The organism is Rhodoferax sp. P2_H8_2 (assembly GCF_056403235.1).
Genome location: NZ_JBFUFW010000001.1, coordinates 444,785 through 470,701, shown reverse-complemented (window position 1 = coordinate 470,701; position 25,917 = coordinate 444,785). Strand labels below are relative to the sequence as shown.

At 60.8% G+C, this 25,917-nt stretch carries 26 protein-coding genes; 14 read left to right on the top strand and 12 right to left on the bottom strand.

The features are described 5' to 3' along the window. The first annotated feature begins 2 nt into the window (after nucleotides 1-2). The 12 genes from AC1DV6_RS02270 to AC1DV6_RS02215 are packed head-to-tail and all read left to right on the top strand — an operon-like array spanning nucleotide 3 to nucleotide 10,444. The gene (locus tag AC1DV6_RS02270; protein WP_477974717.1) at nucleotides 3-767 is read left to right on the top strand and encodes an SDR family NAD(P)-dependent oxidoreductase; all 765 of its coding nucleotides are present in this window, start codon (nucleotides 3-5) and stop codon (nucleotides 765-767) included. A gap of 7 nt (nucleotides 768-774) precedes the next feature. Continuing rightward, nucleotides 775-1,296, top strand: coding sequence for a MarR family winged helix-turn-helix transcriptional regulator (locus AC1DV6_RS02265; RefSeq protein ID WP_477974715.1), 522 nt, complete (start codon nucleotides 775-777; stop codon nucleotides 1,294-1,296). Between the two features lie 33 nt (nucleotides 1,297-1,329). Further along, nucleotides 1,330-2,193: an enoyl-CoA hydratase family protein gene (locus AC1DV6_RS02260; protein ID WP_477974713.1), complete on the top strand. Its 864-nt coding sequence runs from the start codon at nucleotides 1,330-1,332 to the stop codon at nucleotides 2,191-2,193. Nucleotides 2,194-2,196: 3 nt separating this feature from the next. Further along, nucleotides 2,197-3,375 carry an acyl-CoA dehydrogenase family protein gene (locus AC1DV6_RS02255; protein ID WP_477974711.1) on the top strand — a complete coding sequence of 393 codons (1,179 nt, stop codon included), beginning with the start codon at nucleotides 2,197-2,199 and terminating at the stop codon, nucleotides 3,373-3,375. Then, nucleotides 3,372-4,979, top strand: a complete 1,608-nt coding sequence (locus tag AC1DV6_RS02250) for an AMP-binding protein (RefSeq protein ID WP_477974709.1) — start codon at nucleotides 3,372-3,374, stop codon at nucleotides 4,977-4,979. Before AC1DV6_RS02255 ends, AC1DV6_RS02250 begins: the two co-directional genes overlap by 4 nt. Nucleotides 4,980-5,019: 40 nt before the next feature. Further along, on the top strand, nucleotides 5,020-6,213 hold the full coding sequence (locus tag AC1DV6_RS02245) for an ABC transporter substrate-binding protein (protein WP_477974708.1): 1,194 nt from the start codon (nucleotides 5,020-5,022) through the stop codon (nucleotides 6,211-6,213). A 27-nt stretch (nucleotides 6,214-6,240) separates the two neighbouring features. Next, on the top strand, nucleotides 6,241-7,161 hold the full coding sequence (locus AC1DV6_RS02240; RefSeq protein WP_477974706.1) for a branched-chain amino acid ABC transporter permease: 921 nt from the start codon (nucleotides 6,241-6,243) through the stop codon (nucleotides 7,159-7,161). Further along, on the top strand, nucleotides 7,154-8,134 hold the full coding sequence (locus tag AC1DV6_RS02235; protein WP_477974704.1) for a branched-chain amino acid ABC transporter permease: 981 nt from the start codon (nucleotides 7,154-7,156) through the stop codon (nucleotides 8,132-8,134). Before AC1DV6_RS02240 ends, AC1DV6_RS02235 begins: the two co-directional genes overlap by 8 nt. Beyond that, nucleotides 8,127-8,882 carry an ABC transporter ATP-binding protein gene (locus AC1DV6_RS02230; protein ID WP_477974702.1) on the top strand — a complete coding sequence of 252 codons (756 nt, stop codon included), beginning with the start codon at nucleotides 8,127-8,129 and terminating at the stop codon, nucleotides 8,880-8,882. Before AC1DV6_RS02235 ends, AC1DV6_RS02230 begins: the two co-directional genes overlap by 8 nt. Continuing rightward, nucleotides 8,879-9,589, top strand: a complete 711-nt coding sequence (locus tag AC1DV6_RS02225; protein WP_477974700.1) for an ABC transporter ATP-binding protein — start codon at nucleotides 8,879-8,881, stop codon at nucleotides 9,587-9,589. The genes AC1DV6_RS02230 and AC1DV6_RS02225 overlap by 4 nt, the downstream gene beginning before the upstream one ends. 1 nt (nucleotide 9,590) lies before the next feature. After that, complete coding sequence (locus AC1DV6_RS02220) at nucleotides 9,591-10,052, top strand: acyl-CoA thioesterase (RefSeq protein ID WP_477974698.1); 462 nt, start codon at nucleotides 9,591-9,593, stop codon at nucleotides 10,050-10,052. Next, a complete protein-coding gene (locus tag AC1DV6_RS02215) occupies nucleotides 10,049-10,444 on the top strand; it encodes a RidA family protein (RefSeq protein ID WP_477974696.1) in 396 nt (131 codons plus the stop codon). The genes AC1DV6_RS02220 and AC1DV6_RS02215 overlap by 4 nt, the downstream gene beginning before the upstream one ends. A 14-nt stretch (nucleotides 10,445-10,458) precedes the next feature. Here the strand turns inward: AC1DV6_RS02215 and AC1DV6_RS02210 are convergent, their stop codons facing one another. The 4 genes from AC1DV6_RS02210 to AC1DV6_RS02195 all read right to left on the bottom strand — a co-directional run bounded on the left by AC1DV6_RS02210 (nucleotide 10,459) and on the right by AC1DV6_RS02195 (nucleotide 14,091). Beyond that, a complete protein-coding gene (locus tag AC1DV6_RS02210; RefSeq protein ID WP_477974694.1) occupies nucleotides 10,459-10,695 on the bottom strand; it encodes a hypothetical protein in 237 nt (78 codons plus the stop codon). Nucleotides 10,696-10,852: 157 nt separating this feature from the next. After that, nucleotides 10,853-12,235: an ATP-dependent RNA helicase DbpA gene (gene dbpA, locus AC1DV6_RS02205; RefSeq protein WP_477974692.1), complete on the bottom strand. Its 1,383-nt coding sequence runs from the start codon at nucleotides 12,233-12,235 to the stop codon at nucleotides 10,853-10,855. A 115-nt stretch (nucleotides 12,236-12,350) separates the two neighbouring features. Further along, entirely contained in the window at nucleotides 12,351-13,037 is a 687-nt protein-coding gene (locus AC1DV6_RS02200; RefSeq protein ID WP_477974690.1) for an LON peptidase substrate-binding domain-containing protein, read from the bottom strand. Between the two features lie 34 nt (nucleotides 13,038-13,071). Beyond that, nucleotides 13,072-14,091, bottom strand: a complete 1,020-nt coding sequence (locus tag AC1DV6_RS02195) for a sensor domain-containing diguanylate cyclase (RefSeq protein ID WP_477974688.1) — start codon at nucleotides 14,089-14,091, stop codon at nucleotides 13,072-13,074. Between the two features lie 60 nt (nucleotides 14,092-14,151). On the opposite strand from AC1DV6_RS02195, the gene AC1DV6_RS02190 reads away from it, so the two are divergent. Further along, entirely contained in the window at nucleotides 14,152-15,669 is a 1,518-nt protein-coding gene (locus AC1DV6_RS02190) for a M48 family metalloprotease (RefSeq protein WP_477974686.1), read from the top strand. Nucleotides 15,670-15,760: 91 nt separating this feature from the next. Here AC1DV6_RS02190 and AC1DV6_RS02185 read toward each other — a convergent pair whose 3' ends face one another. Beyond that, nucleotides 15,761-15,964 carry a putative motility protein gene (locus tag AC1DV6_RS02185; RefSeq protein ID WP_477974684.1) on the bottom strand — a complete coding sequence of 68 codons (204 nt, stop codon included), beginning with the start codon at nucleotides 15,962-15,964 and terminating at the stop codon, nucleotides 15,761-15,763. Nucleotides 15,965-16,067: 103 nt separating this feature from the next. On the opposite strand from AC1DV6_RS02185, the gene AC1DV6_RS02180 reads away from it, so the two are divergent. Beyond that, a complete protein-coding gene (locus AC1DV6_RS02180; RefSeq protein WP_477974682.1) occupies nucleotides 16,068-17,207 on the top strand; it encodes a M14 family metallopeptidase in 1,140 nt (379 codons plus the stop codon). 449 nt (nucleotides 17,208-17,656) lie between these two features. Here AC1DV6_RS02180 and AC1DV6_RS02175 read toward each other — a convergent pair whose 3' ends face one another. From AC1DV6_RS02175 to htpG, 7 genes are all read right to left on the bottom strand, one after another. Continuing rightward, the gene (locus AC1DV6_RS02175; protein WP_477974680.1) at nucleotides 17,657-18,109 is read right to left on the bottom strand and encodes an FKBP-type peptidyl-prolyl cis-trans isomerase; all 453 of its coding nucleotides are present in this window, start codon (nucleotides 18,107-18,109) and stop codon (nucleotides 17,657-17,659) included. Between the two features lie 25 nt (nucleotides 18,110-18,134). Next, nucleotides 18,135-19,136 (bottom strand): murein tripeptide/oligopeptide ABC transporter ATP binding protein OppF, encoded by a 1,002-nt coding sequence (oppF, locus tag AC1DV6_RS02170; RefSeq protein ID WP_477974678.1) that lies wholly within the window; start codon nucleotides 19,134-19,136, stop codon nucleotides 18,135-18,137. Continuing rightward, nucleotides 19,129-20,145 carry an oligopeptide/dipeptide ABC transporter ATP-binding protein gene (locus AC1DV6_RS02165; protein ID WP_477974676.1) on the bottom strand — a complete coding sequence of 339 codons (1,017 nt, stop codon included), beginning with the start codon at nucleotides 20,143-20,145 and terminating at the stop codon, nucleotides 19,129-19,131. The genes oppF and AC1DV6_RS02165 overlap by 8 nt, the downstream gene beginning before the upstream one ends. A 12-nt stretch (nucleotides 20,146-20,157) precedes the next feature. Next, nucleotides 20,158-21,063: an ABC transporter permease gene (locus tag AC1DV6_RS02160; RefSeq protein ID WP_477974674.1), complete on the bottom strand. Its 906-nt coding sequence runs from the start codon at nucleotides 21,061-21,063 to the stop codon at nucleotides 20,158-20,160. 1 nt (nucleotide 21,064) lies between these two features. Beyond that, a complete protein-coding gene (oppB, locus tag AC1DV6_RS02155; RefSeq protein ID WP_477974672.1) occupies nucleotides 21,065-21,985 on the bottom strand; it encodes an oligopeptide ABC transporter permease OppB in 921 nt (306 codons plus the stop codon). 118 nt (nucleotides 21,986-22,103) lie between these two features. Beyond that, nucleotides 22,104-23,714, bottom strand: a complete 1,611-nt coding sequence (locus AC1DV6_RS02150) for a peptide ABC transporter substrate-binding protein (RefSeq protein ID WP_477974670.1) — start codon at nucleotides 23,712-23,714, stop codon at nucleotides 22,104-22,106. 201 nt (nucleotides 23,715-23,915) lie between these two features. After that, nucleotides 23,916-25,916: a molecular chaperone HtpG gene (gene htpG / locus AC1DV6_RS02145; protein WP_477974668.1), complete on the bottom strand. Its 2,001-nt coding sequence runs from the start codon at nucleotides 25,914-25,916 to the stop codon at nucleotides 23,916-23,918. Nucleotide 25,917 lies beyond the last annotated feature (1 nt).

Here is a 25,917-nt window from a genome sequence, read left to right as displayed (position 1 = left end):
GCATGCAAGAACAACGTCACGCACTGGTCACTGGCGGAGGCAGTGGCATTGGCGCTGCGATTGCTGTAGCGTTGGTGGAAGCCGGCATGCGCGTCACGATCATGGGGCGCCGCCTCGATGTTCTGCAGGCGCTGGCCGTGCAACATCCGGGCAAGATGCAAGCAGTGGTCGCCGATGTAGCCCATGCAGAGGCGGTGGCGCAGGCATTTGCCCAGGCGAAAACTGCATTCGGCCCAGTGCGAATTCTGGTCAACAACGCGGGTCAGGCGCACAGCGCGCCTTTCATCAAGACCGATGCCGCGCTGTGGCAGCAGATGCTGTCGGTCAACCTCACTGGCACGTTCAATTGCACGCAGGCCGCGCTGCCCGACATGCTGACCGCCAAGTGGGGCCGCATCATCAATGTGGCCAGCACGGCAGGGCTGGCGGGCTACGCCTACGTGGCCGCCTACTGCGCGGCCAAGCATGGGGTGATCGGGCTCACACGTGCGCTGGCATTGGAAGTTGCGAAGAAGGGCATCACGGTCAACGCGGTATGCCCGGGCTATACCGAGACCGACATTCTGCGCGAGAGCATCGCGAATGTAGTCGCCAAGACCGGGCGCACCGAAGAAGAGGCGCGGGCCGAGTTTGCATCGGGCAATCCGCAGGGGCGTATCGTGCAACCGGAAGAGGTGGCCGATACCGTGCGTTGGTTGTGCGGTGTTGGGGCTGCATCGGTGACGGGCCAGTCCATCGCTGTGTGCGGTGGTGAAGTAATGCAGTGAGGGTGCTATGAAAAAAGACCTGAACCTGGACCTGCTGAATGCTGCCGACGAGTTGGGCTATGAGGCGCGCAGTGCGACGGGTGACCATGCGGCGCTGAAACTCTGGCTGCGCATGCTGTCCTGCACCAACCAGATCGAAGCCGAAATCCGCCGCCGTCTGCGCGTGCAGTTTGACACCAGCCTGCCGCGCTTCGACTACATGGCGCAGCTGTACCGGGCGCCCGATGGGCTGCGCATGAAAGACCTGTCCAGCCACCTGATGGTGACAGGCGCCAATGTCACCGGCATCACCGATGAGCTGGAGCGCGATGGTCTGGTGATCCGCTCCAGTAGCCCAACCGACCGTCGTTCGTGGATCGTCAGCCTGACGCCCAAGGGTCGCAAGCTGTTCGAGACCATGGCGGCAGAGCATGAGCAATGGATTCTGGAACTGTTCTCCTGCCTCAACGCCACCGCACTGAATCAGGTCTACCAGCATTTGGGCGCATTGCGCGTGCATGTGCTGGACAAGCAATCCACAGCGATCTAGCCCACCTCCAATATTGAGAACGAGTACTTCCGCATGACCACCCACACATCAACCCACATCGACCCTGCACTGCTGGCGGGCAACCGTAAAACGCTGGCCGGCTACCAGGCGCAGCATTTCCAATGGGAATGTGAAAACGGTGTGGCCACCATCACGCTGAACCGCCCTGAGCGCAAGAACCCGCTGACGTTTGAGTCCTACGCCGAACTGCGCGACCTGTTTGGGCAGCTCAAGTACGCAACCGATGTGCACGTCATCGTGCTGCATGGTTCGGGCAACAATTTCTGTTCCGGCGGTGATGTGCATGAAATCATCGGCCCGCTGATGCAGCTGGCGATGCCGGAGCTGCTGATGTTCACCCGCATGACAGGCGATCTGGTCAAGGCCATGCGTACCTGCCCACAGCCCATCATTGCGGCCATTGACGGCATCTGCGCCGGTGCCGGTGCAATCATGGCGATGGCGTCCGATCTGCGTCTGGGAACTGCGCGCAGCAAGACCGCCTTTCTGTTCAACCGCGTGGGACTGGCTGGCTGCGACATGGGTGCCTGCGCGATGCTGCCACGCATCATCGGCCAGGGCCGCGCCAGTGATTGGCTTTACAGCGGCCGCTCCATCGGCGGTGAAGAGGCCGAGCGCAGCGGATTCCTGAATCGCCTGGTGGAGCCGGAAAAGTTGCTGAGCGACGCGCAAGCCTGGGCGCACGACCTGGCTGCTGGCCCGACATTTGCGAATGGCATGACCAAGACCATGCTACACCAGGAATGGAATATGTCTATTGACCAGGCCATTGAAGCCGAGGCGCAAACCCAGGCGCTTTGCATGATGACTGAAGACTTCAACCGGGCTTACCAGGCCTTTGTAGCCAAGCAAAAGCCCGTGTTCAAGGGAAATTGAGTCATGAGCGACACCACCTACCTGCAATGGCCTTTCTTTGAAGCGCGCCACGCTGAACTGGCGCAAACGCTGGACACTTGGGCGGCCGAGCATGTGGCCCACCACCACGGTGCCGATGTGGATGCCGAATGCCGTGCCTTGGTGCGCAAGCTGGGGCAAGGCGGTTGGCTCAAACATGCCGTCGGCGGCACGGCCCATGGCGGCGTGCTGGATGCGATTGACACGCGCTCCATTTGCCTGATCCGCGAGACCCTGGCACGCCACAACGGGCTGGCCGACTTTGCATTCGCGATGCAGGGCCTGGGTTCCGGCGCGATCAGTCTGGCTGGCACCGACGCGCAGAAGAAAGCCTACCTGCCACGCGTGGCCGCTGGTGAGGCGATTGCCGCTTTTGCGTTGTCCGAGCCTGACGCGGGTTCCGACGTCGCGGCCATGCAGTGCAGCGCACGCATCGAAGGTGATCATGTCGTGCTCAATGGCACCAAGACCTGGATATCGAACGGTGGCATTGCCGACTTCTACGTGGTGTTCGCGCGTAGTGGCGAGGCCGAGGGAGCGCGCGGCATCAGTGCTTTCATCGTGGACGCCACGACACCGGGCTTTAGCGTGCCCGAGCGCATCAACGTGATCGCGCCGCACCCATTGGGCACTTTGCGCTTTGACAACTGCCGCATTCCGCTTTCGCAGCGCATTGGTGGCGCGGGTGAGGGCTTCAAGGTGGCGATGCGCACCCTGGATGTGTTCCGTACCTCGGTGGCTGCCGCAGCGCTTGGCTTTGCCCGTTGCGCGCTGGATGAGGGCCTGCAACGCGCCACTACGCGCAAGATGTTCAAGCAGACACTGGCCGACTTTCAATTGACGCAGGCCAAGCTGGCCCAGATGGCCACCACCATCGACAGCTCGGCGCTCTTGGTCTACCGCGCGGCCTGGCAACGTGACCAGGGAAAGAATGTGACCAAAGAAGCCGCGATGGCCAAGATGGTCGCCACTGAAGGTGCGCAACAAGTCATCGATGCCGCTGTACAGATGTGGGGCGGCATGGGTGTGGTCAGTGACGTACCGGTGGAGCGCCTGTACCGCGAGATCCGCGCGCTGCGTATTTACGAAGGTGCGACCGAGGTGCAGCAGCTGATCATTGCCCGCGAACTGCTCAAGGATGTGGGGCACGGAGCCAAGCCATGACTACGGCCCATGTCGACACCTTCGCCCGCGACAACCTGCCGCCCACGGACCAGCAGCCAGACTTCCTGTTCAATCTAAAAGAGTTGCAATTCCCCGAGCAATTGAATTGCGCCGCCGAACTGCTGGACTGGCACATCGAATTTGGCGACGGCAATCGACCTTGTCTGCGCAGCCCCAAAGAGGCCTGGACTTACCGCGATCTGTGGGAGCGTGCAAACCGCATTGCGAATGTGCTGGTGCAGGACATGGGATTGGTGCCTGGCAACCGCGTGTTGCTGCACGCGACCAACACGCCGATGATGGTGGCCTGCTGGTTCGCGATTGTCAAAGCCGGTGGCATTGTGGTTGCGACCATGCCCCTGCTGCGCGCCAAGGAGCTCAAGCCCATTGTGGAAATTGCCCAGATCAGACACGCACTGTGCGATGCCAATCTGACCGAGGCGCTGCAAGGGGTCACCCAGGTCACCCAAAGCCTGCGCCAGATCCGCTACTTCAACACTACAGCAGCGGACGGCGTCGAAGCGCTGATGCAGGCGCGTCCCGCCAGCTTTGCCAACGCCCATACGGACAAAGACGACACCTGCCTGATCGCTTTCACCAGCGGTACCACCGGCGTGCCCAAGGCAACCATGCATTTCCACCGGGATGTGATGGCGATTTGCGCCTGCTGGCCGAAGTCGGTGCTGAAGGCTGACAAAGACGATGTCTTTATCGGCAGCCCGCCGCTGGCCTTCACGTTTGGTCTGGGCGGTCTGGTGCTGTTCCCGATGTCGATTGGTGCATCCACCGTGTTGCTGGAAAAAGCTGCGCCGCCGTTGTTGCTGGACGCGATACGTGACTATGGCGCGACTGTGGTCTTTACTGCTCCGACTTCGTACCGGACCCTGGCCGCGCGCGGTGCGGAAGTGCGGACTACGCGCTTGCGAAAATGCGTATCCGCCGGTGAAGCCCTGCCCGCGGCGACACGCCAGCAATGGCGCGAGGCCACCGGCATTGAATTGATCGACGGCATTGGCGCGACCGAGCTCTTGCACATCTTCATCTCCGCAGACGAGAAAGATGCGCGTGCTGGCGCGACTGGCAAGGTGGTGCCCGGCTACGAAGCCCGCATCGTCGATGACCACGGAAAGCCCGTGCCCGTCGGTACCGTGGGCCGACTTGCAGTGCGCGGGCCGACCGGTTGTCGCTATCTGAACGATGTGCGGCAAAAAGGCTATGTGCAAGACGGCTGGAACCTGACTGGCGACGCTTACTTGATGGATGCCGACGGCTACTTCCATTACCAGGCGCGTACCGACGACATGATTGTTTCCAGCGGCTACAACATCGCATCGCCCGAAGTGGAGGACGTGTTGTTGCAGCACCCGGCGGTGGCTGAATGCGCCGTCATCGGCGCCCCTGATGTCGAGCGCGGCCAGATCGTCAAGGCGTTCATCGTCTTGCGCGCAGGGCATGCGGGCGATGAGGTCTTGGTCAAGCAGTTGCAGGACTTTGTCAAGCAGAACGTCGCACCCTACAAATACCCACGCGCCGTTGTTTTTATGGATGCGCTGCCGCGTACGCAGACGGGCAAGCTGCAGCGTTTCCGTTTGCGTGACGTCTGACCCTAAGATAGTTGTTTTCCACCACGAAAGGAAGGTTCCCATGAATGCAAGCCTCCAGCGCGCTTTGCGCACCACTCTGATTGCCGGCGCGGTCTGCGCGGCGTTCGCTAGCTCTGTGCAGGCCGCAGAACCGGTGCGCGTGGGTCTATTGAGCACGCTGTCCGGTCCGGGCGCAGGCCTGGGAGTCGACATTCGCGATGGCTTCCAGCTGGCGGTCAAGCTGGCGGGTAACAAGCTGGGTGGGCGTGATGCGGAAGTGATCGTGGCGGATGACCAGGCGAGTCCCGATGTGGGCCGCCAAACTGCGGACCGGTTGGTCAAGCGCGACAAAGTCGATTTCATGACCGGCATCGTGTTCTCCAACGTGATGCTGGCCGTCGGCGCGCCGACTTTTGCGGCGCAGACCTTTTACGTCAGTGCCAATGCCGGCCCTTCGGCCTATGCCGGAGAGCAATGCAATCCGTACTTCTTCAGCGCGTCCTACCAAAATGACAATATGCACGAAGCGGCGGGCCAGGTCGTGCAGGAAAAAGGTTTCAAGCGCGTCGCAGTGATTGCACCCAATTACCCTGCGGGCAAAGACGCCATTGCCGGCTTCAAGCGTTTCTACAAGGGTGAAATTGCCTCGGAAGCATTGCCTACGCTGAACCAGCTGAACTTCGGCACCGAGATATCGCAGTTGCGTTCCTCCAAGGCCGATGCGGTTTACATCTTCCTGCCCGGTGGCATGGGCATCAACTTCATCAAGCAGTTTGTCGGCGCCGGCCTGTCCAAGGACATGACGCTGTTTGGCCCTGGCTTCTCGGGCGATGAAGACGTGATCAAGGCGGTGGGTGAGCCCATGCTGGGCATGTTCAACACCAGCCAGTGGGGCCACGACATGGACAACGCGGCGAACAAGAAATTTGTCGCTGCGTTCGAAAAGGAATACGGCCGTTTGCCTACGCTCTACGCCGCGCAAGGCTACGACGCGGCGCAGCTGATTGACGCCGCCGTGCGTGACAGCAAGGGCAAACTGGATGACAAAAAAGCGGTTCGCAAGGCATTGGAGGCGGCGAAGTTTGATTCCGTACGCGGTGCATTCAAGTTCAACACCAACCACTTCCCGATCCAGGACTACTACCTGCGCGTCGTCACCAAGGACAGCAAGGGCCGCATCACCAACCGCATGCTGGGCACGGTGCTGAAGAAGCACGCAGACGCCTACGCCGCCAACTGCAAGATGCCCGGATAAGCTGGACATTGAACTGGGCATAGACAGATGGACCCCATCCTGCTGCTGGAGCAGTCCTTCAACGGGCTGCAGTTTGGCCTGATGCTGTTTTTGCTGGCAGCCGGGCTGACGCTGGTGTTCGGCATCATGGACATGATCAACCTGGCCCACGGCTCGTTGTACATGGTGGGGGCCTATCTGATCGCCACGATTACCGCAGCAACGGGCAGCTATTGGTGGGGCCTGGTGTTTGGCGTGATGGGTGCCGCGGCATTTGGTGCGCTGTTGGAGGTGAGCGTTCTGCGCCACTTCTACCAGCGCGACCATCTCTCGCAAGTGTTGGGTACCTTTGCGATCCTGTTGATGTGCAATGAAGGCGTGCGCCTGATCTGGGGTGCGCAGCCGGTGCCGCTGAACACGCCCGATAGCCTGGCCGGTCCGGTGGAACTGCTGCCCGGCTTTTTCTACTCCTCGTTCAGCCTGTTCATCATTGGCGTGGGACTGCTGGTCGCGCTGTTGATGTATCTGCTGATCACCCGCACGCGGTTGGGCATGCAGGTGCGCGCTGGCGCAGCCAACCGCGAGATGGCGATGGCCATGGGGGTCAATGTGCCGCGCCTGTTCACGCTGATTTTTGCGGTCGGCGCCGCGCTGTGCGGAGTGGCGGGTGGCATGCTGGGACCGGTCTTGGCGGTGCAGGTGGGCATGGGCGAGAGCATCCTGATCGTCGCCTTTGTGGTCATCGTGATCGGTGGCATAGGCTCGATCCGTGGGGCCTTTTTGGGCGCGCTGATCGTCGGCGTGATCGACACCGCGGGGCGCACCTTCATCCCCATGCTGTTTGCGCGCCTGATGTCGCCCGAAGCAGCGGCCAACGCGGCGCCTGCCGTCGCGTCGATTCTGATTTACCTGTTGATGGCCACCGTGCTTTTCTTCAAGCCGCGCGGACTGTTCCCCACCCATGGTTGAATCCAAACCTTCCAGCATCCTCGATCACTCGCTGCACGGGCGCTGGGCATTGCCGCTGTTGGCACTGCTGATCGCGTTTCCATTCATCGCCAGTGCCACCGGTACAGAGTTCTACATCACGCTGGCCAGCCGCATCCTGATTTTTGCGCTGGCTGCGACCAGCCTGAATCTGATTCTTGGCTTCGGTGGCATGGTGAGCTTTGGCCATGCGGCGTTCATCGGGCTGGGCGCGTACACGGTCGCTATTGCGATGCAGGAAGGCGTGGCGAGCGCCTGGATCGCCTGGCCGCTGGCGATGGTCATCAGCGGGCTTTTCGCGCTGCTGATTGGCGCGGTCAGCCTGCGCACACAAGGCGTGTACTTCATCATGATCACGCTGGCCTTTGCGCAGATGCTGTATTTCCTGGTGGTGTCTTTGAAGGCCTATGGCGGAGATGACGGCCTGACCATGGCAACGCGATCCACCTTGACTTCCGGCGTGGACCTGTCGGTCGATCGCGACTTCTATTACCTGACGCTGGGGCTGGTGGTGTGCGCCATCGTGGGTGTGGCGCGTCTGCTCAATGCGCGTTTTGGCCATACTTTGCAAGCCATTCGCGAGAACGAAGTGCGCATGACGGCGATCGGCTTTCCGGTCTACCGCTTCAAGCTGGTCGCGTTCACGCTGGCCGGTGCGCTGGCCGGTCTGGCCGGTGCGCTGATGGCCAACCTGGGCGGCTTTGTCAGCCCGTCGCTGATGCAGTGGAGCCAGTCCGGCATGCTGATGATCATGGTCATCCTGGGTGGCGTGGGTTATCTCTATGGCGGGCTGGTCGGCGCGGTTTTCTTCCTGTTGCTCGAAGAGCTGCTGAGCCACTACACCATCCACTGGCAGCTGGGCCTGGGTGCCGTTTTGCTGTTGGTGGTGCTGGTTGCGCCGAACGGGTTGATCAGCCTGCTGACGCGCAAGAAAGCGGGGGCGGCCCATGGCTGAAGTCCTTTTGCATATCGACCAACTGGTCAAACGCTTTGGCGGCCTGGTTGCCACCAACCAGGCCAGCCTGAGCGTGGAGCGTGGCAGCATCCATGCGCTGATTGGCCCCAACGGTGCGGGTAAGACCACGCTGATCCATCAGATTTCCGGTGCGCTGCAGCCCGACGAAGGGTCTGTGCATTTCAAGGGCCAGAACGTCACGCATGTGCCCATGCACCAGCGTGCGTTGCGCGGGCTGGTGCGCTCGTACCAGATCACCAGTATTTTCAAAAAACTTTCAGTGCTGGACAACATTGCGCTGTCTGTGCAAGCGCGTAACGGAAGCAGCATGCGCTTCTGGCAAGCGGCACGCAGCGAGTCGGCGCGTTATGCCGAGGCCGCTGCCGTGGCCGACCGCATTGGCTTGGGTGCCAAGCTGCATACGTTGTCGGGCGCACTGTCGCACGGCCAGCAGCGGCAGCTGGAGCTGGGGCTGGCGTTGGCATTGAAGCCGCAACTGCTGTTGCTGGACGAGCCCATGGCCGGTATGGGGCCGGACGAATCCGAAAACATGGTCACGCTGTTGCAAGGCTTGCGTGGCGAAGTCACGATCCTGCTGGTTGAGCATGACATGGACGCGGTGTTCCGCTTGGCCGACCGCATCTCCACGCTGGTGTTTGGCAAAGTGATTGCCACAGGTACCGCCGAAGACATCAGGAACAACCCAGAGGTTAAACAGGCCTACCTGGGTGATGAGGTGCATGCATGAGCGAGTTGCTGGAAATTGAAAACCTGCAGACCGCCTACGGCAGCAGCCAGATTTTGTTTGGCGTGGGCTTTTCGATGTGTGCGGGCGAAGTCGCCACGCTGCTGGGCCGCAATGGCATGGGCAAGACCACGACCGTGCGCTCCATTCTGGGACTGACCCCAGCGACAGGCGGCAGCATCCGCTTTTTGGGCGAGCGCATTGAAGGCCTGAGCGCGGACCGCATTGCGCGCATGGGTATGGCCGTGGTGCCAGAGGGGCGCATGATTTTTGCGACGCTGTCCGTGCAAGAGAACCTGGTCGCGTTTGCGGCTAACCGCTGCCAGAGCAAAGAACCCTGGACGCTGGAGCGCGTGTACCACCTGTTCCCGCGGCTTAAGGAGCGTGCGCGCAATATGGGCAACCAGCTCTCGGGTGGCGAGCAGCAGATGCTGGCGATCGGCCGCGCGCTAATGACCAACCCGCATCTGTTGATCCTGGATGAAGCCACCGAGGGCCTGGCCCCGCTGATTCGCGAAGACATCTGGCGTTGCCTGGCCACGCTCAAAGCGGCCGGGCAAAGCATTCTGGTGATCGACAAGTACGTGCAACGTCTGGTTGGACTCGCGGACCGCCACACCATCATCGAACGCGGCGCTGTCGTCTGGAAGGGCGACTCGCCAGAGCTTGCGGCCCGGCCGGATGTCTGGCATCGCTACATCGGAGTCTGAGATGCAAGACCCGCCCAACGACACGACAGCGCAAGCCGTATTCACCGTGCAACGGCTGGTGCGCTTTTCCGATTGCGACCCGGCAGGCATGGTGTTCTACCCGCAGTATTTCGTGATGTTCAACGGCCTTGTCGAAGACTGGTTCACACAAGCTCTGCAGGTGGACTACGCAACGCTTTTGGGTGCGCGCAAGATCGGATTGCCGATGGCTTCGTTGCAATGTGACTTCAAGGCGCCCAGCCGCATGGGCGAAACCATTGCGCTGCACTTGCGCCTTGCACGCCAGGGCAAGCGTTCCTTGACGTTGGCGGTGCAATGTACCGGGCGGGACGACACGCTGCGCTGGACTGCGCAGGCCGTGATCGTCACGACCTCTTTGGAGCACGACGGCTCCATTTCCATACCGCCGGATATCGTGCAAGGCATCGCGCGCTGGCAAACCCTTTCAGGAGAAACCACATGACCCAAGTTCTGCAACCTTCTCATTGGGCTCGTCCCCGTGGCTATTCCAATGGTGTGATGGCGCGGGGTCAGATGGTGTTTGTGGCCGGCATGATCGGCTGGGATGCCCAATGCGTTTTCCATACCGATGACCTTGCAGGCCAGGTGCGCCAGGCGCTGACCAATGTGGTGGAGGTGCTGCGTGAAGCGGGGGCCAAGCCGGAACACATTACCCGGATGACCTGGTATGTGCTGGACAAACGCGAGTACGTTGCGGCCTATCCGGAAATCGGCAAAGCATTTCGCGAGCTCATCGGCAGCTTCAATGCAGCGATGACGGCGGTACAGGTGAGTGCGCTGATCGAGGACCGCGCCAAAGTGGAGATTGAAGTGACGGCGGTGATCCCAGACTAGGGAAAACCAGCCGTTCAGTTCAAAAGGTAAGCGTCCGCCACGTCTTCAAAGTCTTCAGCATCAATCGCGGCGTCGTAGGCGGCGCGTTGGGCCAGGGCTTCTTTGGTGTACGGAATCAGCGGCTTGTCCAGCGGGCGCAGTTTGTGGCGGCGCAGGCCGCGCAGCTGCTGCGAGCGCTCCATGGTTTGCAATACCAGCTCCGGCTCCATCATCAGGCTGAAGGGGTTGAGTGCAAGGGACGTGTCTTTCATGGCGGTTCTCCAGTTGGGGCCAGCACCAGAGGGCACTTTGGCGCTTGAACCAACTGTAGCCACGCACCCCAGAAACTGGAGTCAGCATCGCGCTGGAACGCGTGTAGGAAGAATTCCTACAAGCACGTGGCCCCCACGCTCCGCCGCTGAAATCCGTTCACATCAGGCGTACCCTGACGCTCTTGCCCTTGACCTTGCCAAAGTTCAGCTTCTCGCAAGCCGCCTGCGCCACGCTGCGCTCCACGGCCACAAAGGTGCAGAACTCGGTCACCTGAATCTTGCCAATCTGCTCGCGGGTGTAGGCCACACCGCCTTCGGTGCTGGTCAGCGCGCCCAGCACGTCGCCTGGGCGAATCTTTTCCTTGCGACCGCCCAGAATCTGCAGCGTCACCATCGGTGGCAGCAGGCGACCAGTGCCTTGGGGCGTCAGCTCTTCGCGTTTGAACCACACAGACGGTGCGTTCTGGTATTGCTCGATTTTGCCGACCGAACCCATCTCGTTCATCGACGCCAGGCTCAGTGCCAGACCGGACTCGCCCGCGCGTCCCGTGCGGCCAATGCGGTGCACGTGCACTTCGGGGTCGGGCGTGATGTCCACATTGATCACGGCTTCAAGCTGCGTGATGTCCAGCCCGCGCGATGCCACGTCGGTGGCTACCAATACCGAGCAACTGCGGTTGGCAAACTGCGCCAGCACCTGGTCGCGTTCGCGCTGCTCCAGGTCGCCATGCAGCACCTGCGCGCTAAAGCCTTGGGCTTGCAATAGCGCGACCAGATCGTTGCACTGCGCGCGGGTGTTGCAAAACGCAATCGTGCTGATCGGGCGGAAGTGGTTCAGCAGCAGAGCCACCGTCTCCAGCCGGTTGGCGCGATCCACTTCGTAGAAGCGCTGCTCAATCGTGTTCTCGGCCTTGGGCGCGGCGATCTTGATCTGCTGCGGGTCGCGCATGAACTGCTTGGCCAGTTTCTCTATGCCTTCGGGGTAGGTCGCCGAGAACAGCAGCGTTTGGCGCTCTTTGGGCGCCTGTTTGACCACGGTGGCAATGTCGTCAAAGAAACCCATGTCCAGCATGCGGTCCGCTTCGTCCAGCACCAGCGTGTTCAGCCCTTCCAGGTTCAGGTACTCGCGCTCCAGCAGGTCCATCACGCGGCCCGGCGTACCCACCACGATGTGCGCGCCATTCTCCAGCGAGGCCCGCTGACCGCGCACCGGCACGCCGCCACACACGGTGACGACCTTGATGTTTTCTTCGGCGCGCGCCAGGCGGCGAATCTCGACCGTCACTTGATCGGCCAGCTCGCGCGTAGGGCACAACACCAGCGATTGCACCGCAAACCAGCGCGGATTCAGCTTGGCGAGAAGTGCCAACGCAAAGGCGGCGGTCTTGCCGCTGCCGGTCTTGGCCTGGGCAATCAAGTCTTTGCCAGCGAGAGCCACTGGCAGGCTGGATGCCTGTATGGGCGTCATCGTGGCGTACCCCAACTGCTCCAGGTTGGCCAGCATGGCGGGAGAGAGGGGGAGGGTAGAGAAAGAAGTCATGCCCCGATTATCGGGCTCAGGGGCTGGAAATGGTTGGCTTGCCGCTCTAGTTGCTATTATTTTAGTAGCTGCTTACGCATGTTTTATGCGCTCTAGAGGGCGTTTTTCTTGTTTTTTAGGGCGCAATGCCCGTCTTGTCCAGAATGTCGCGCACCAGCTCCAGCCGAACCAGCGGGTTCTCCAGCGCCATCAGCCGCTGTTTGAGTTCGAGCGGCAATTGCAGTAGTTCGCACCAGCGGTTTGCAACCCAGCCGCAGTCGTCCAGTCGATAGGGGCTGCCAAACGGTAGTTGATCGCGCTCAACGCCCTGTGTTTGCAAGTTGTGGATGATCTGTCCCAGGCCCCTGGCCGTGGTTTGCAGGTCTGGCGGAATGTCAACGGGCGTGTCTGGGGCCAGCAAGTCGACATCCGCGACCCACAAGCCATGTTTGAGTTTTTCGCGCCGTGTGATGCGAATGCGTTGTGTGCCCAGGCACTGCGCCATGATCAAGCCCGCTTGTGGCCGTGACAGCGCTGTGATGGTGGCCAGCGTGCCGACATCGTTGAAGGCTTCATCTGCGAAGGCGTCTCCCGAGGGCAAACCTTCTGACGTGCTGCGCGCGCCAGCGTCTGCATTGATCTGCCGCACTTCCGAGCCTTTGGTCAATGCGACTACGCCAAAGGGCGTTTCGTTCTTGTGGCACTTGCCAATCATGTCCAGGTAGCGGACTTCGAAGATGCGCAAAGGCAGCAGGCCGTCTGGATACAGGACCGTCCCCAGTGGAAACAGCGGGAGCGATTTGAGTTGCAGTGGCACTGGCATGGTGTCCATCGTAGCCAAGCGGGAAATACTTTGGCTAGGTCCGCGCTGGCGCAGCGGCACGGCGTTCGCGCTTGACTTCGTACATGGCTTTGTCTGCCAGTTTCAGAGCTTCTTCGGCATTCGTTGAGCTCGGGTCTATGGCCACAACGCCCACGCTGGCACCTGCGTAGTCAATCGTTTGCTTGCGCAAAACCAACTTTGCGATGGTCGAACGGCTGGCGCGTTGGGCAAAGGCCTGGGCGGCCGCCTCCGTGGCATCGACCACTGCGGGGCCGGGGCCGATCAACACGAATTCGTCTCCACCCAGGCGCGCCAGAATGTCCTCGCCGCGCAGAGCGCCAGAAATCTGGCGTGCCATCGCGGTGAGAAATTCGTCCCCGGTCTCATGGCCATGCGTGTCGTTGATGGCCTTGAAGCCATCCAGATCCAGAAACCCCACCAGCACGGTCTTGCTTTCGCGGCGCGCCTGTGCAAAGGCGCGCTCGAGCGCCGCCATCAGTGCGCGTCGGTTGGGCAAGCCGGTCAGTGCGTCAGTAGAGGCGTGGGCATGGAGGTCGGAGTTGGCCTTTTGCAATTGCGCCAGCAGGGCCTCGCGCTGCACGCTCTGCCCAATCAGCCTGGCAAACAGACCCAGCACGTCGCTGGCGTTGTCGGGCATTGGTTTTTTGGATGCGCTGGCTGCGCACAGCGTGCCGTACAGAGCGCCGTCTTCCGTGTGTACGGGCACGCTGGCATAGGTGTGAATCCCCATCTGCGCACCCGCGCTGCCGGCCCAGTGGCCTTGAACGTCATCGGTGTATTGCAAGTCTTCGTCTAACGCCCGCTTGCACAAGGTGTCTTGCCACGGTACGTCTATGCCCTCGGGGATTTGCAGCGCCTGCGTATTGCGCGCGTAGAGCACATGTTGCAGCCCGCGGTCCAGGTCCACCGTGGTCAGGTAGGTGGACTCCATGCCAGTGGTCGCTTCCAGCAGCTCCAGCAGGGGCCGTGTCAATTCTTCGACTGTGCGGGCCGAGGATACGGATTGGCTCAAGCGCGCGAGTAATGTGTCCATAAACGGTGATGTCTCCAACGACGGTGCTTTCCACAAAGCATACCCTTTCACATCCCTAAAATGTGTTTCCGTAAGTATCCGTCCACCATGATGCAAAAAATCACCAGACTCGCTTTCCTGGTCCTCCTGCTCGCAGGCTGTGGCACCACCGTGGTCAACCCGGTCACCGGCGAGTCCGAGCGCAGCGCCATGAGCGAAGAGGCCGAGATTGCCGAGGGGGCCAAGGGCCACCAGCAGGTGCTGCAGCAATACGGCGTCTACAAGAACGATGCGCTACAGGCCTATGTCAACACGCTGGGGCAGAAGCTGGCGGCGCAATCGCACCGAAGCAACCTGCAATGGCATTTCACGGTGCTGGATAGCCCGGAGATCAATGCCTTCGCGCTGCCCGGCGGCTATGTGTACGTGACGCGCGGCATCATGGCCTATATGGAGAGCGAGGCCGATCTGGCGGGCGTGATCGGTCACGAGATCGGCCACGTCACCGCGCGCCACGGTGCGCAGCGAGCGACCAGCCAGCAGAAGGCAGGTATCGGCGTGTTTGCAGCCAGCGTGCTGGGCGTATTGCTGGAAAGTCAGGGCTATTCGGGTGCGGGCCAAGTGGCCGGTGATTTGTCGCAAACGGTGGCGGCGGGCTTTATTGCATCGTACGGCCGCGAGCAGGAGCTGCAGGCAGACCAATTGGGTGCCGAATACCTTTCGCGCAGCCACTACGATCCGCACAACATGGTGGATGTCATCACCGTGCTGAAAAACCAGGAGCGCTTTGCGGCCGATCAGGCCAAGGCCGAAGGGCGTGCTGCGCCCAGCGGAGGAGACTGGCTGGCTTCGCACCCCAGCAACGACCAGCGCCTGCAGAACATTACCACGCTAGCGAGCCAGTACAAAGGCAGCTACGACGACGAAGGTCGCGCCCGCTACCTCAAGGCGATTGCGGGCGTGGAGTTTGGTGACAGTCCGGATCAGGGCCTGGTGCGCGGTCGCAATTTCTATCACGCGGCGCTGGGCTTTGCGCTGACGGCGCCCACGGGCTGGCAGGTGGTCAATGGCAGCGAGCAGCTCATGTTGGTGAACGCTGCACGCGACGCGGCGATGGTGCTGCGCCCAGTGCCTCCTGCTGCGGGCAAAAGCCACGCGGAGATTCTGCGCAATGTGTTCAAGCCCACCCAGGGCAATACCGAAGCCACGCAGGTCAATGGCCTCCAGGCCACACGTTTTACCGGCCAGCGTCAGAACGCCCAGGGCCAGCAGGTAGCCGTGCAGGCGACGGTGATCAGCGGCCCGGGAAACGCCACCTATTTGCTGCAACCCAATGCCAAGGACGGCCAGGCCATGCAGCGCGCAAGCAGCAGCCTGCGTGAAATCGAAGGCAGCTTCCGTGCGCTGACCGCGCAGGACCGTGCCGCCGCCAAGCCCTGGGTCATCAAGACGGTGGCATACCCCAAGGGCGGATTTGCCGAGCTGGCAAAAAATTCCCCGCTGGCCAACGCGCAGCAGCAGTTGCGCCTGATCAACGGCAATTACGCTGGCGGCGAGCCCAAGGCGGGGCAATTGGTGAAGGTGGTAGAGACGCTCTAGCCGCCATTATTTGGGTAGCTGCTCACGCACGTTCTATGCGCTCTAGAGGCCAATTTGATGGTGAATTCTGCCCGAGGGGCAGCGGGTCAACTCAAGCGAAGGCGTTGAGCCGGGTGCCCAGGTTTCCGCTGGTAGCCAGGGCGGGCGCCGCGGGCAGGGTTTGCAACAAGGTGGCTGCCGACACGGCCTGCATGTCCAGTGCTTTGCGCAGCACCATCAGGTTCAGGAGGTCCGCGCTGGCGCCTTGGGTGGCCGAGGTGGCAGCCTGAACGGAAGGGGTGTTGGCGATGTTCACGGGTGTTGCGATTGGGTGCTTCTCTGCAATATCGACTGTTTTGCGTAGAAGTTGAGGGCGCTCCTACAATGACTCTGCCACCCCGTACTTTGCGACTCAAACCATGACCACACTCCACATTTCCACCCAGTTTGACTCCGGTGCCATTGAGGTCGTGAGTCTGCAGGACCACCGCAACATCGAACTCAATATCCGCAAGGACACGGCGGCCGAGTTTGCACAGTGGTTCCACTTCGCCTTGCATGGCGCGGCGGGCTTGCCGGTGACGTTGAAGTTTCTGAACGCTGGGGCATGCGCCTACCCGGAAGGCTGGAAGGGCTACCGCGTGGTGGCGAGCCATGACCGGCAGCACTGGTTTCGCGTCGATACGCAGTACGACGGCAAAGTGATGACGGCGCGCGTAACGCCCGAAATAAATTGCATTTACTTCGCGTACTTCGAGCCCTATTCCTGGGAGCAGCATCTCGACCTGATTGGCTCCGCCGCCGCTTCGCCGCATGTGACGCTGGAGCGGCTGGGCAGCACGGTGCAGGGACGTGATATGACGATGCTGCGTATCACGCATGGTGACAGCGCCACGCCGGATGAGCAGAAAAAGAAGGTCTGGCTGATTGCGCGCCAGCACCCGGGCGAGACCATGGCTGAATGGTTTGTCGAAGGCTTTTTGGAGCGGCTGCTGGATGCAGACGACTCGGTCAGTCGCGCGCTGCTGGAGCGCTGCGTGTTCCATGTGGTTCCGCACATGAACCCGGACGGCGCGGTGCTGGGCAACCTGCGCACCAATGCCGTGGGCGCCAATTTGAATCGGGAGTGGCTTGAGCCCACTGTGGAGCGTTCACCCGAGGTGTTCTGGGTGCGGCAGAAAATGATGCAAGTGGGCGTGGACCTGTGTTTGGACGCGCATGGCGACGAAGGACTGCCGTACAACTTTGTCGTGGGCTCAGAGGGCAACGAAAATTACTCACCCCGCCAAGCGGAGCTGGAGGTGATGTTCAAGAATGCCTGGCTGGATGGTTGCCCGGATTTTCAGGACGAACACAACTACGGCCTGACGGAGCGCGGCAAAGCGAACCCAACGCTCGCCACCAACTGGATTGCCAAGCATTTCGAGTGTTTGGCGTTCACGATTGAAATGCCGTTCAAGGACAACGCCAATTTGCCCGACGCTAACGTTGGGTGGAATGGCGAGCGGTCGAAGCGGTTGGGGGCTAGTGTGTTGCAGCCTTTGCTTGCTGTGCTCTGACTCTTCTTGTAGTTCTTTTTTTGGTTCGGATGCTTGCCGGGTCTCGCCCCGGCGGGCGAGTAACTTTCATTTGTCTTGCCAAATAAAAGTCACCAAAGCAAAGGCGCTTGAACAGCCGATTTGATTTTGTCGCGCCGTAAAACGGAATTACTGCAGTGAGGTTGCCGCCACCACTCTGTGCCTGCATTGGTGATCGCTGCGGTTCTAGTGAACGGCTGAAAGCCGGAGCCGGCGGCGGGTCGTTGCGCCTTCGGCGACTACGACCGGCGATGCACTACTCTTCGAGTGAAACAGCAGTGGCAGCGTATCGCCAGTAATTCCGTAGCCGGCGCGAAGAAACAAAATCGGCTGTTAAGGCTCCCTTTCTACCCCGCGGGGGTAGAAAGGGCGGGGGGATAGTGGGGGAGCCGCCCGCAGGGCCAAACCAAGTCGCCCCGCAGGGAAAAAAACTAACGAACCGGGTTGATCGCAATCAACTCAACGTCAAACACCAGCGTCGCATTCGGCGGAATCTCACCGTCGCCAACACCCTTTTCGCCATAAGCGGTCGCAGACGGGCAGGTCAGCTTGGCTTTGCCGCCGACCTTCATCCGTTGCAGGCCCGTGGTCCAGCACTTGATGACGCGCCTTAGCGGGAAGTCGGCGGGTTCGTTGCGCGCGTAGGAGCTGTCGAACTCCTTGCCATCAGGAAATGTACCGCGGTAATGCACGCGCACGCGGTCCAGCGCGCTGGGGCTGGGGCCTGTGCCTTCCACGATGGAGCGGTAGACGATGCCGGAGGCAGTGACTTCCGCGCCGGGTTCTTTGGCTGCGGCGTCCAGCACCGCGTTTTGTGCAAAGGCGGAGCTGGCCAGCACAGCCAGCGTTGCGCCGGTAGCCAGGGTACGTAGTGTTTTCAGCATGGCGTTTTCGGGGTTCAAGCCTGAATCAGACGTGGATGCAGGCGACTTCGGTGGCTGGGCCTTCTGAGTGCAGTGGCGGAATCACGCCAGCGCAATCGTCTTGCGCCTTGGGGCAACGGGTGCGGAACACGCAGCCCGTGGGTGGATTCAACGGCGACGGCAAGTCACCGCTCAGCAATTGCACCTTCTTGTTGCGCTCCAGTTCCGGGTTGGGAATCGGGATCGCGGACAACAGGGCTTGTGTATAGGGGTGGCGCGGCGCGGCATACAGCGCACTCTTTTGTGCCAGTTCCATCGCATGGCCCAAGTACATCACCATGATGCGGTGGCTGATGTGTTTGACCACCGCCAGATCATGCGCAATGAAGATCAGGGCCAGGCCCATCTCTTGTTGCAGCTCTTTGAGCAGGTTGATGATCTGCGCCTGGATGGATACGTCCAACGCCGATACTGGCTCGTCGCAGACGATCAGCTTGGGCTCCAGAATCAGCGCGCGGGCGATACCTATGCGCTGGCACTGGCCACCAGAAAACTCGTGCGGGTAGCGGTTGATCTGTTGGTCGGTCAGGCCCACGCGGGCCATGATCGCGCGGACCTTTTGCATCACGTCTTCCGAAGACATTTCCGGGTGATGCGTGCGCAGCGGCTCACCAATGATTTGCGCCACGGTCATGCGCGGGTTCAGACACGCCAGCGGATCCTGGAAGATCATCTGGATGTCTTTGCGCACCGACAGCCATTGCGCGTCGCTGGCGCCGACCATTTCCTGGCCCATCCAGCGGATGCTGCCTGCGGTGGTCGGGTTCAGGTTCAGCACGGCGCGGGCCAGTGTGGATTTGCCGCAACCGGATTCACCGACCACGCCCAGTGTTTCGCCGGCATAGAGGTCAAACGAAATGCCGTCGACGGCTTTCAGCGCGCGGGTTGGCGTCCAGGGCCAGCCTTTGGGGTCCTTGATCGCAAAGTGCACTTTGAGGTCGCGCACCGAGAGGATGGGCGTACGCGTTGTGTTGGGTGTATCAGCCATGGACGGCTCCCTTGGCAATACGTTCTTTCACGAATGCAACTTCCTTGTGGCAGGCGCGCAGACTCATGCGTTCGCCCTGTATGGTTTTCAGCGCCGGCATGTCTTCGGCGCAGTGGGTATCGGCCAGCGTGCAGCGCTCGCTGAACGGGCAGCCCTTGGGCATGCGCGCCATGTTGGGCGGGGCGCCGGGAATAGCGATCAAGTCCTGGTCGTCGGCGTCCATGCGCGGAATCGCATTGAGCAAGCCCAGTGTGTAGGGGTGCGAGGCGTCGTGGAAGATGTGCTGCGCGTTGCCTTGCTCCATCACACGTCCGCCGTACAGCACCATCACTTCATCGCACAGGCCGGCGACAACGCCCAGGTCGTGCGTGATCATCACAATCGCGGTGCCAAAGTCACGCTGCAGATCGCGCAATAGCGCCAGAATTTGCGCCTGCACGGTCACGTCCAATGCCGTGGTGGGTTCGTCAGCGATCAGCACTTCGGGTTCGCACAGGAGCGCCATCGCAATCATCACGCGCTGGCGCATGCCGCCGGAAAATTCGTGCGGGTACATGCCGACGCGGTTCTTCGCGTCTGGGATCTTTACGGCATCGAGCAGGCGCACAGCCTGCACGCGCGCTTCTGCGCGGCTCATGCCCTTGTGCAGCTCCAGTACTTCCGTCATCTGGCGCTCTACCGTCAGGTACGGGTTCAGCGACGTCATCGGGTCCTGAAAGATCATCGCCATGCGGTTGCCACGGATCTTGTTGAGATCGGCCGCTTTCATGGAGAGCAGGTCCTGGCCCTGGTACAGCACCTGGCCGGTGGCCTTGCCGTTCTTTGCCAAGAGGCCCATCAGCGCCAGCACAGTTTGCGATTTGCCGGAGCCGGACTCGCCGACGATGCCCAGCGTTTCACCGCGGCCCAGCGAGAAGTTCAGATTGTTGACGGCAAAGACCGGACCATCGTTGGTCTGGAATTGCACGTTCAGGTCCTTGACCTGAAGAAGTTTGTTGGTTGTGTTCATGGCGGGCCAGTCTTAACGGTCTTTGGGGTCCAGCGCATCGCGCATGCCCTCGCCGATGAAGTTGAAGCAGTACAGCGCAATCGACAGAGCGGCACAAGGGAAGAGGATCATCCAGGGCGTTGCGGCCATCACGGCGGCACCGTCGTGGATCAACACGCCCCAGCTGGTGTTGGGCTCTTGCACGCCCAGGCCCAAGAAGGACAGCACGGACTCGGTCAGGATCACGCCAGGCAGCGTGATCGAGGTGTAGATCACCACAATGCCCAGCAAGTTGGGAACCACGTGCTGGAAGATGATGCGCCAGGTAGGGACACCAATCGCACGCGCAGCTTCCACGTACTCCTTGGACTTGATCGACAGCGTTTGGCCGCGCACCACGCGCGCCATATCCATCCACGAGAACGCGGAAATGGTCAGCACCACCAGATAGAAATCGCGACCCAGGATGGTCACCATCAGGATGGCGATCAGCAAGTAAGGAACGGCGTACAGCATGTCGACCACGCGCATCAGGAAGGCGTCGATCTTGCCTCCCATGAAGCCCGCAGTCGCGCCCCAGACGATGCCCAGTGCGACCGACACCAGCGTTGCCAAGAGTCCGACCATCAGCGAGACGCGCCCGCCAATCAGCGTGCGCACCAGCAGGTCGCGGCCCAGTTCGTCGGTGCCGAACAGATGCCAGGAGGCCCAGGTGGGCGCAATGCCCATCAGTTCGAAGTCTGTGTCTTCATAGGAATGCGGCAACACCAGCGGGCCAAAAATGCAGGCCAGTGTGATCAACGTCAGGATCACCATGCTGGCGACCGCAGCGCGGTTGCGCATGAAGCGGATGCGTGCATCCAGCCAGGGGCTGCGGCCCTTGACTGGCGCGGCGGCCAGGGCGGCGCCCTGGCTCAGAGTAGCTTGTTTGGTGTTCATATCAATACCGGATCTTGGGGTCGAGCACGGCGTAGGCCAGGTCCACCAGCAAATTGAGCGTGACGGCCACGATGGTGACCAGAATCACCAGGCCCAACACCAGCGTGTAGTCGCGATTGGAGGCACCGTTGACGATCAGACGGCCTAGGCCGGGCAACTGGAACCACGACTCGGTCACCACCGCCGCGGTGATGGAAGAAATCGCCAGTGGGCCCAATACCGATACCACAGGCAACAGCGCAGGGCGCATCGCATGGCGCAGCACCACGGTGCGCAGCGGCAGGCCTTTTGCCTTGGCGGTACGAATGAAGTTGGAGCTCAGCACTTCGATCAGGCTGCCGCGCATCACACGACCGATGGTCGAGACGTTGATGAAGGTGAGCAGCGCGATCGGCATGATCATGTATTTGGTGTCAAAGTCGTTCCAGCCGCCCGAGGGCAGCCAGGGCAACCAGATGGCAAACACCAGCACCAGCACCGGGCCGATCACAAAGGACGGAAATGCGCTGCCGATGTTGGCGATCAACATCACCGCGTGGTCAAAGTGGCTGTTTTGTTTGAGCGCCGCGACAATCCCCAATGCAACACCTACCACGATGGAAATCAGCATGGAGACGCCGCCAATCAGCAACGACACGGGCAAGGCATCGGCCACCAAGTCATTGACGGACCAGTCGGCGTAGCGGAAAGAGGCGCCCAGGTCGCCATGGGCCAGGCTGTTGAGGTAATACAGGTACTGCTGCCAGGGCGGCAAGTCCAGGTGGTACTTGGCCTCCAGGTTGGCCAGCACCGCGGCCGAGACCTTGCGTTCGGTGTCGAACGGGCCGCCCGGCGTGGCGTGCAGCATGAAATAGCAAATCGTGATGACCGCCAGTACCGTCGGTATGGTGGCGAGGATACGGCGTATGGTGTAGGACCACATATTGGGCTCCGTTAAAAAAGCGGCAAGACAAGGCTGCAGAACAAGGCCGGGCAATCCGGTTGGAATTGCACGGCCTGTTTGCGGGAAGCAGCCAGCCTGGACTAGGTTTTAGTCAGGCTTAGTGCTTGATGATGTACATGTCCTTGCTGCGGAAACGGTCCATCGGGTTGGACTCGTAGTAGCCGCCGACATAGGACTTCAGCAGGCGCGGCAGCGTGTACTGCACCAGCGGGATCATGGGGTAGTCATCCATGATCAGCTTGGCGGCCTGGGTCATCAGCTCGGTGCGCTTGGCCACATCCTTGGCATTGTTGGCCTGGTCGATCAGGGCTTCGCCCTTGCGGTTGCAGTTCTTGTTGTCGTTGGCATCGTTGTCGCACTGGATCAGTGCGAGGAAGGTGGTCACGTCGTTGTAATCGGCAACCCAGCCATGGCGGGCGATCTGGTAGTCGGCGTCATGGCGCTTCTTGATCAGTACCTTGAATTCCAGGTTTTCCAGTTCGGTGTCCAGGCCCAGCTTGGTCTTCCACTCGGATGCGGCATAGATCGCCATCTTCTTGTGGTATTCGCTGGTGTTGTAGGTCAGCTTGACCTTGGTGCCGGGCTTCACGCCAGCGTCGGAGAGCAGCTTCTTGGCTTCGGCGATTTTCTTGGCCATGGACCAGTCGGCCCAGTCGTAGCGGGTGACATTGCCGCCAAACAGTCCCTTGACGATCACGCCGTACGCTGGCACTTGGCCATCGGCAGTGACCTTGTCGGCCAAGATGTCGCGGTCAATCACCATCGACAGCGCCTTGCGCACGCGCATGTCCTTCATCAGGGCATCGTTGTTGTTCAGTGCAAAGAAACGCAGACCCAGCATCGGGCCGTTCTTGATTTCCTTGGGGTTGGATTTTTTCAGCGATTCGAAGGTGCCCGGGGGCAACTGGTACACCATCTCGTTTTCACCAGACTGGAACAGCTTGATGTCGGCATAGCCGTCTTCGACGGGCAGATAGGTCACCTTGTTCAGCGTGACATTGCCTGCATCCCAATACTTGGCGTTCTTTTCAACAACGATCTTGCTGTTGACTTGCCATTCCTTGATCACATAGGCGCCGTTGCCGACGTTGTTGGCGACCTTGGTCCAGTCTTTGCCGAACTTGTCGACGATCTTCTTGTTGATGGGCGCAAACTGGGTGTTGGACATCAGGTCGGGCATGAAGGCCACCGCGCTGGGCGACTTCACTTCCACGGTGTACTTGTCCAGTGCCTTGATGCCCAGCTCGCTGGGCGGTACCTTGCCTTCGGTGACCTTCAGGCCGTTGACCAGGAAAGGTGCGTAGGTGGTGGCGTACTGGGAGCCGGTCTTGGGGTCCAGGAAGCGGCGGGCGCCGTAGACGAAGTCATCGGCAGTGATCGGGTCGCCATTGGAGAACGTGGCGTTCTTGCGCAGCGTGAAAACCCAGGTGGTGGGGCTGGTCTGTTTCCAGGATTCCGCAACACCGGGCACTACCTTGCCTTCGGTGGTTACAGCCGTCATACCTTCGTACAGGTCACGGCAAATCTGGTTGGCGGGCACGGATTCGGCCAGGGCCGGGTCCAGAGAGTCGGGCTCAGAGCCGTTGTTGCGTGTGAATTCCTGCTTGGCGTGCAGTTGGACGCCCGGTGGGACGGCCGCTTGCGCGAGCGTTGCAAGCCCTAGGAGGATCACCCCTGCGACGGACAACGGTTTGAATTGAATTTTCATGGTGGGAAAGTTCCTGGTCGGAAAGCGAGAAGGCGCGATTTTACTGCCCGGGGTGGCCCGGTCAGCCGCGGTGAAACCCTTGCTCACAAGCAAAAACCCCGCCAGCCAGGGGCTGCGGGGTTTTTGGAGCTTGAGGTGCTATTAAAAAAGGAGCTGCTTACGCACATTCTGCGGGCGTTTCAGCCCGATTTGCCCCTGAATTTAGGCCAGCAAAGCGTTCACCCTCTTTACATAAGCCGCCGGATCGGCTGGCAAACCGCCTTCTGCGAGCAGGGCTTGGTCAAACAGGATGTGGGCCAGGTCGTTGAAATGCACTGAACCGTCCAGCTTTTTGACCAGCGCGTGTTCGGCATTCACTTCCAGTACGGGCTTTACTTCCGGCGCGGCCTGGCCAGCCTGCTTGAGCATGCGCGCCAGTTGGGTGCTCATGCCGTGGTCTTGCACCACCAGGCAGGCGGGGCTGTCGACCAGGCGTGTCGTCACGCGCACGTCTTCGGCCTTGTCCTTGAGCGCTTCCCTCAGCTTGGCCAACAGCGGCTTGAAGGCTTCGGCCGCCTCTTCAGCCGCCTTCTTCTCAGCCTCATCTTGCAGACTGCCCAAGTCGACCGCACCCTTGGCAACGGACTGCATCGGCGTGCCGTCAAAGTCGTTCAAGTAGTTCAGCGCCCACTCGTCCACGCGGTCGGTCATCAACAGAACTTCAATGCCCTTTTTCTTGAACACTTCCAGCTGCGGGCTGTTCTTGGCGGCGGCCGCGTTGTCGGCGGTGATGTAGTAGATGGCCTCCTGGCCTTCCTTCATGCGGGCCTTGTAGTCGGCCAGCGACACGCTCACGGTGTCGGTGGTGCTGCTGGCAAAGCGCAGCAGTTTGGCCAGACGGTCCTTGTTGGTGAAATCTTCACCCAAACCTTCTTTGAGCACGGCGCCAAATTCTGCGTAGAACTTGCTGTACTTTCCGGCGTTGGCTTCCTGTTCGGCCTTTTCTTCGGCGCTGAGAACGTCTGTGACCCCTTCGGTAGTCGCATCGGTCACGGGAGCCTTGTCGTTTTTGGCCAGTGTTTCCAGCATGGACAGCACGCGCTTGGTATTGCCTTCGCGGATTGCTTTCACATCGCGGCTTTCCTGCAGCAACTCGCGCGATACGTTCAGTGGCAGATCGGCAGAGTCGACTACGCCTTTCACAAAGCGCAGGTAGGTGGGTAAGAGCGCCTCAGCGTCGTCCATGATGAACACGCGTTTGACGTACAGCTTCACACCCGCCGACTTTTCGCGGTTGTACAGGTCCATCGGCGCTTTGCCGGGGATGTACAGCAGTTGCGTGTACTCGGTGCTGCCTTCGACGCGGTTGTGCGTGTGGGCCAGCGGTGCCTCAAAGTCGTGGCTGATCTGTTTGTAGAAGTCGTCGTACTGCTCTTGCGTGATGTCCTTCTTGGCGCGTGCCCAAATGGCATTGGCCTTGTTGACCGTTTCCCATTCGCCGGTCTTGACCATGGCGCCGGGCTGGCGGCCGCCATTCTCGTCGCCGGGTACCAGCAATTCGCCGTCTTTCCACTCTTCCTTTTCCATCTGGATGGGCAGGCTGATGTGGTCGGAGTACTTGTTGATGATGCCCTTGACCTTCCAGCTCTGGGCGTAGTCCTGTGCGTCGTCACGCAGGTGCAGGATGACACTGGTGCCGCGTGCTTCGCGGGTGATGCTTTCCACCTCAAACGCACCGCCGCCACTGGCACCGCCGTCGCTCACCCAGCGCACCGCCTGGTCCGCAGGCAATCCGGCACGGCGCGACTCGACGGTGATCTTGTCGGCCACGATAAAGCCGGAATAAAAGCCCACGCCAAACTGGCCGATGAGCTGGGAGTCGGCCTTCTGGTCACCGCTGAGCTTACTTACAAAGTCCTTGGTACCGCTCTTGGCGATGGTGCCCAGGTTGTCGATGGCTTCCTGTTGGGAGAGCCCAATGCCGTTGTCGGTGATGGTCAGCGTCTTGGCGTCTTTGTCGAAAGTGACCTTGACCTTCAGCTCAGGGTCGTTTTCGTACAGGCCGCTGTTGTTGATGGCCTCAAAGCGCAGCTTGTCGCAGGCGTCGGACGCATTGGAGATCAACTCGCGCAGGAAAATCTCCTTGTTGGAGTACAGCGAGTGGGTTACCAGGTGCAGCAGCTGCGCGACTTCGGCCTGGAAGGAAAGGGTTTGTTTGCTCATG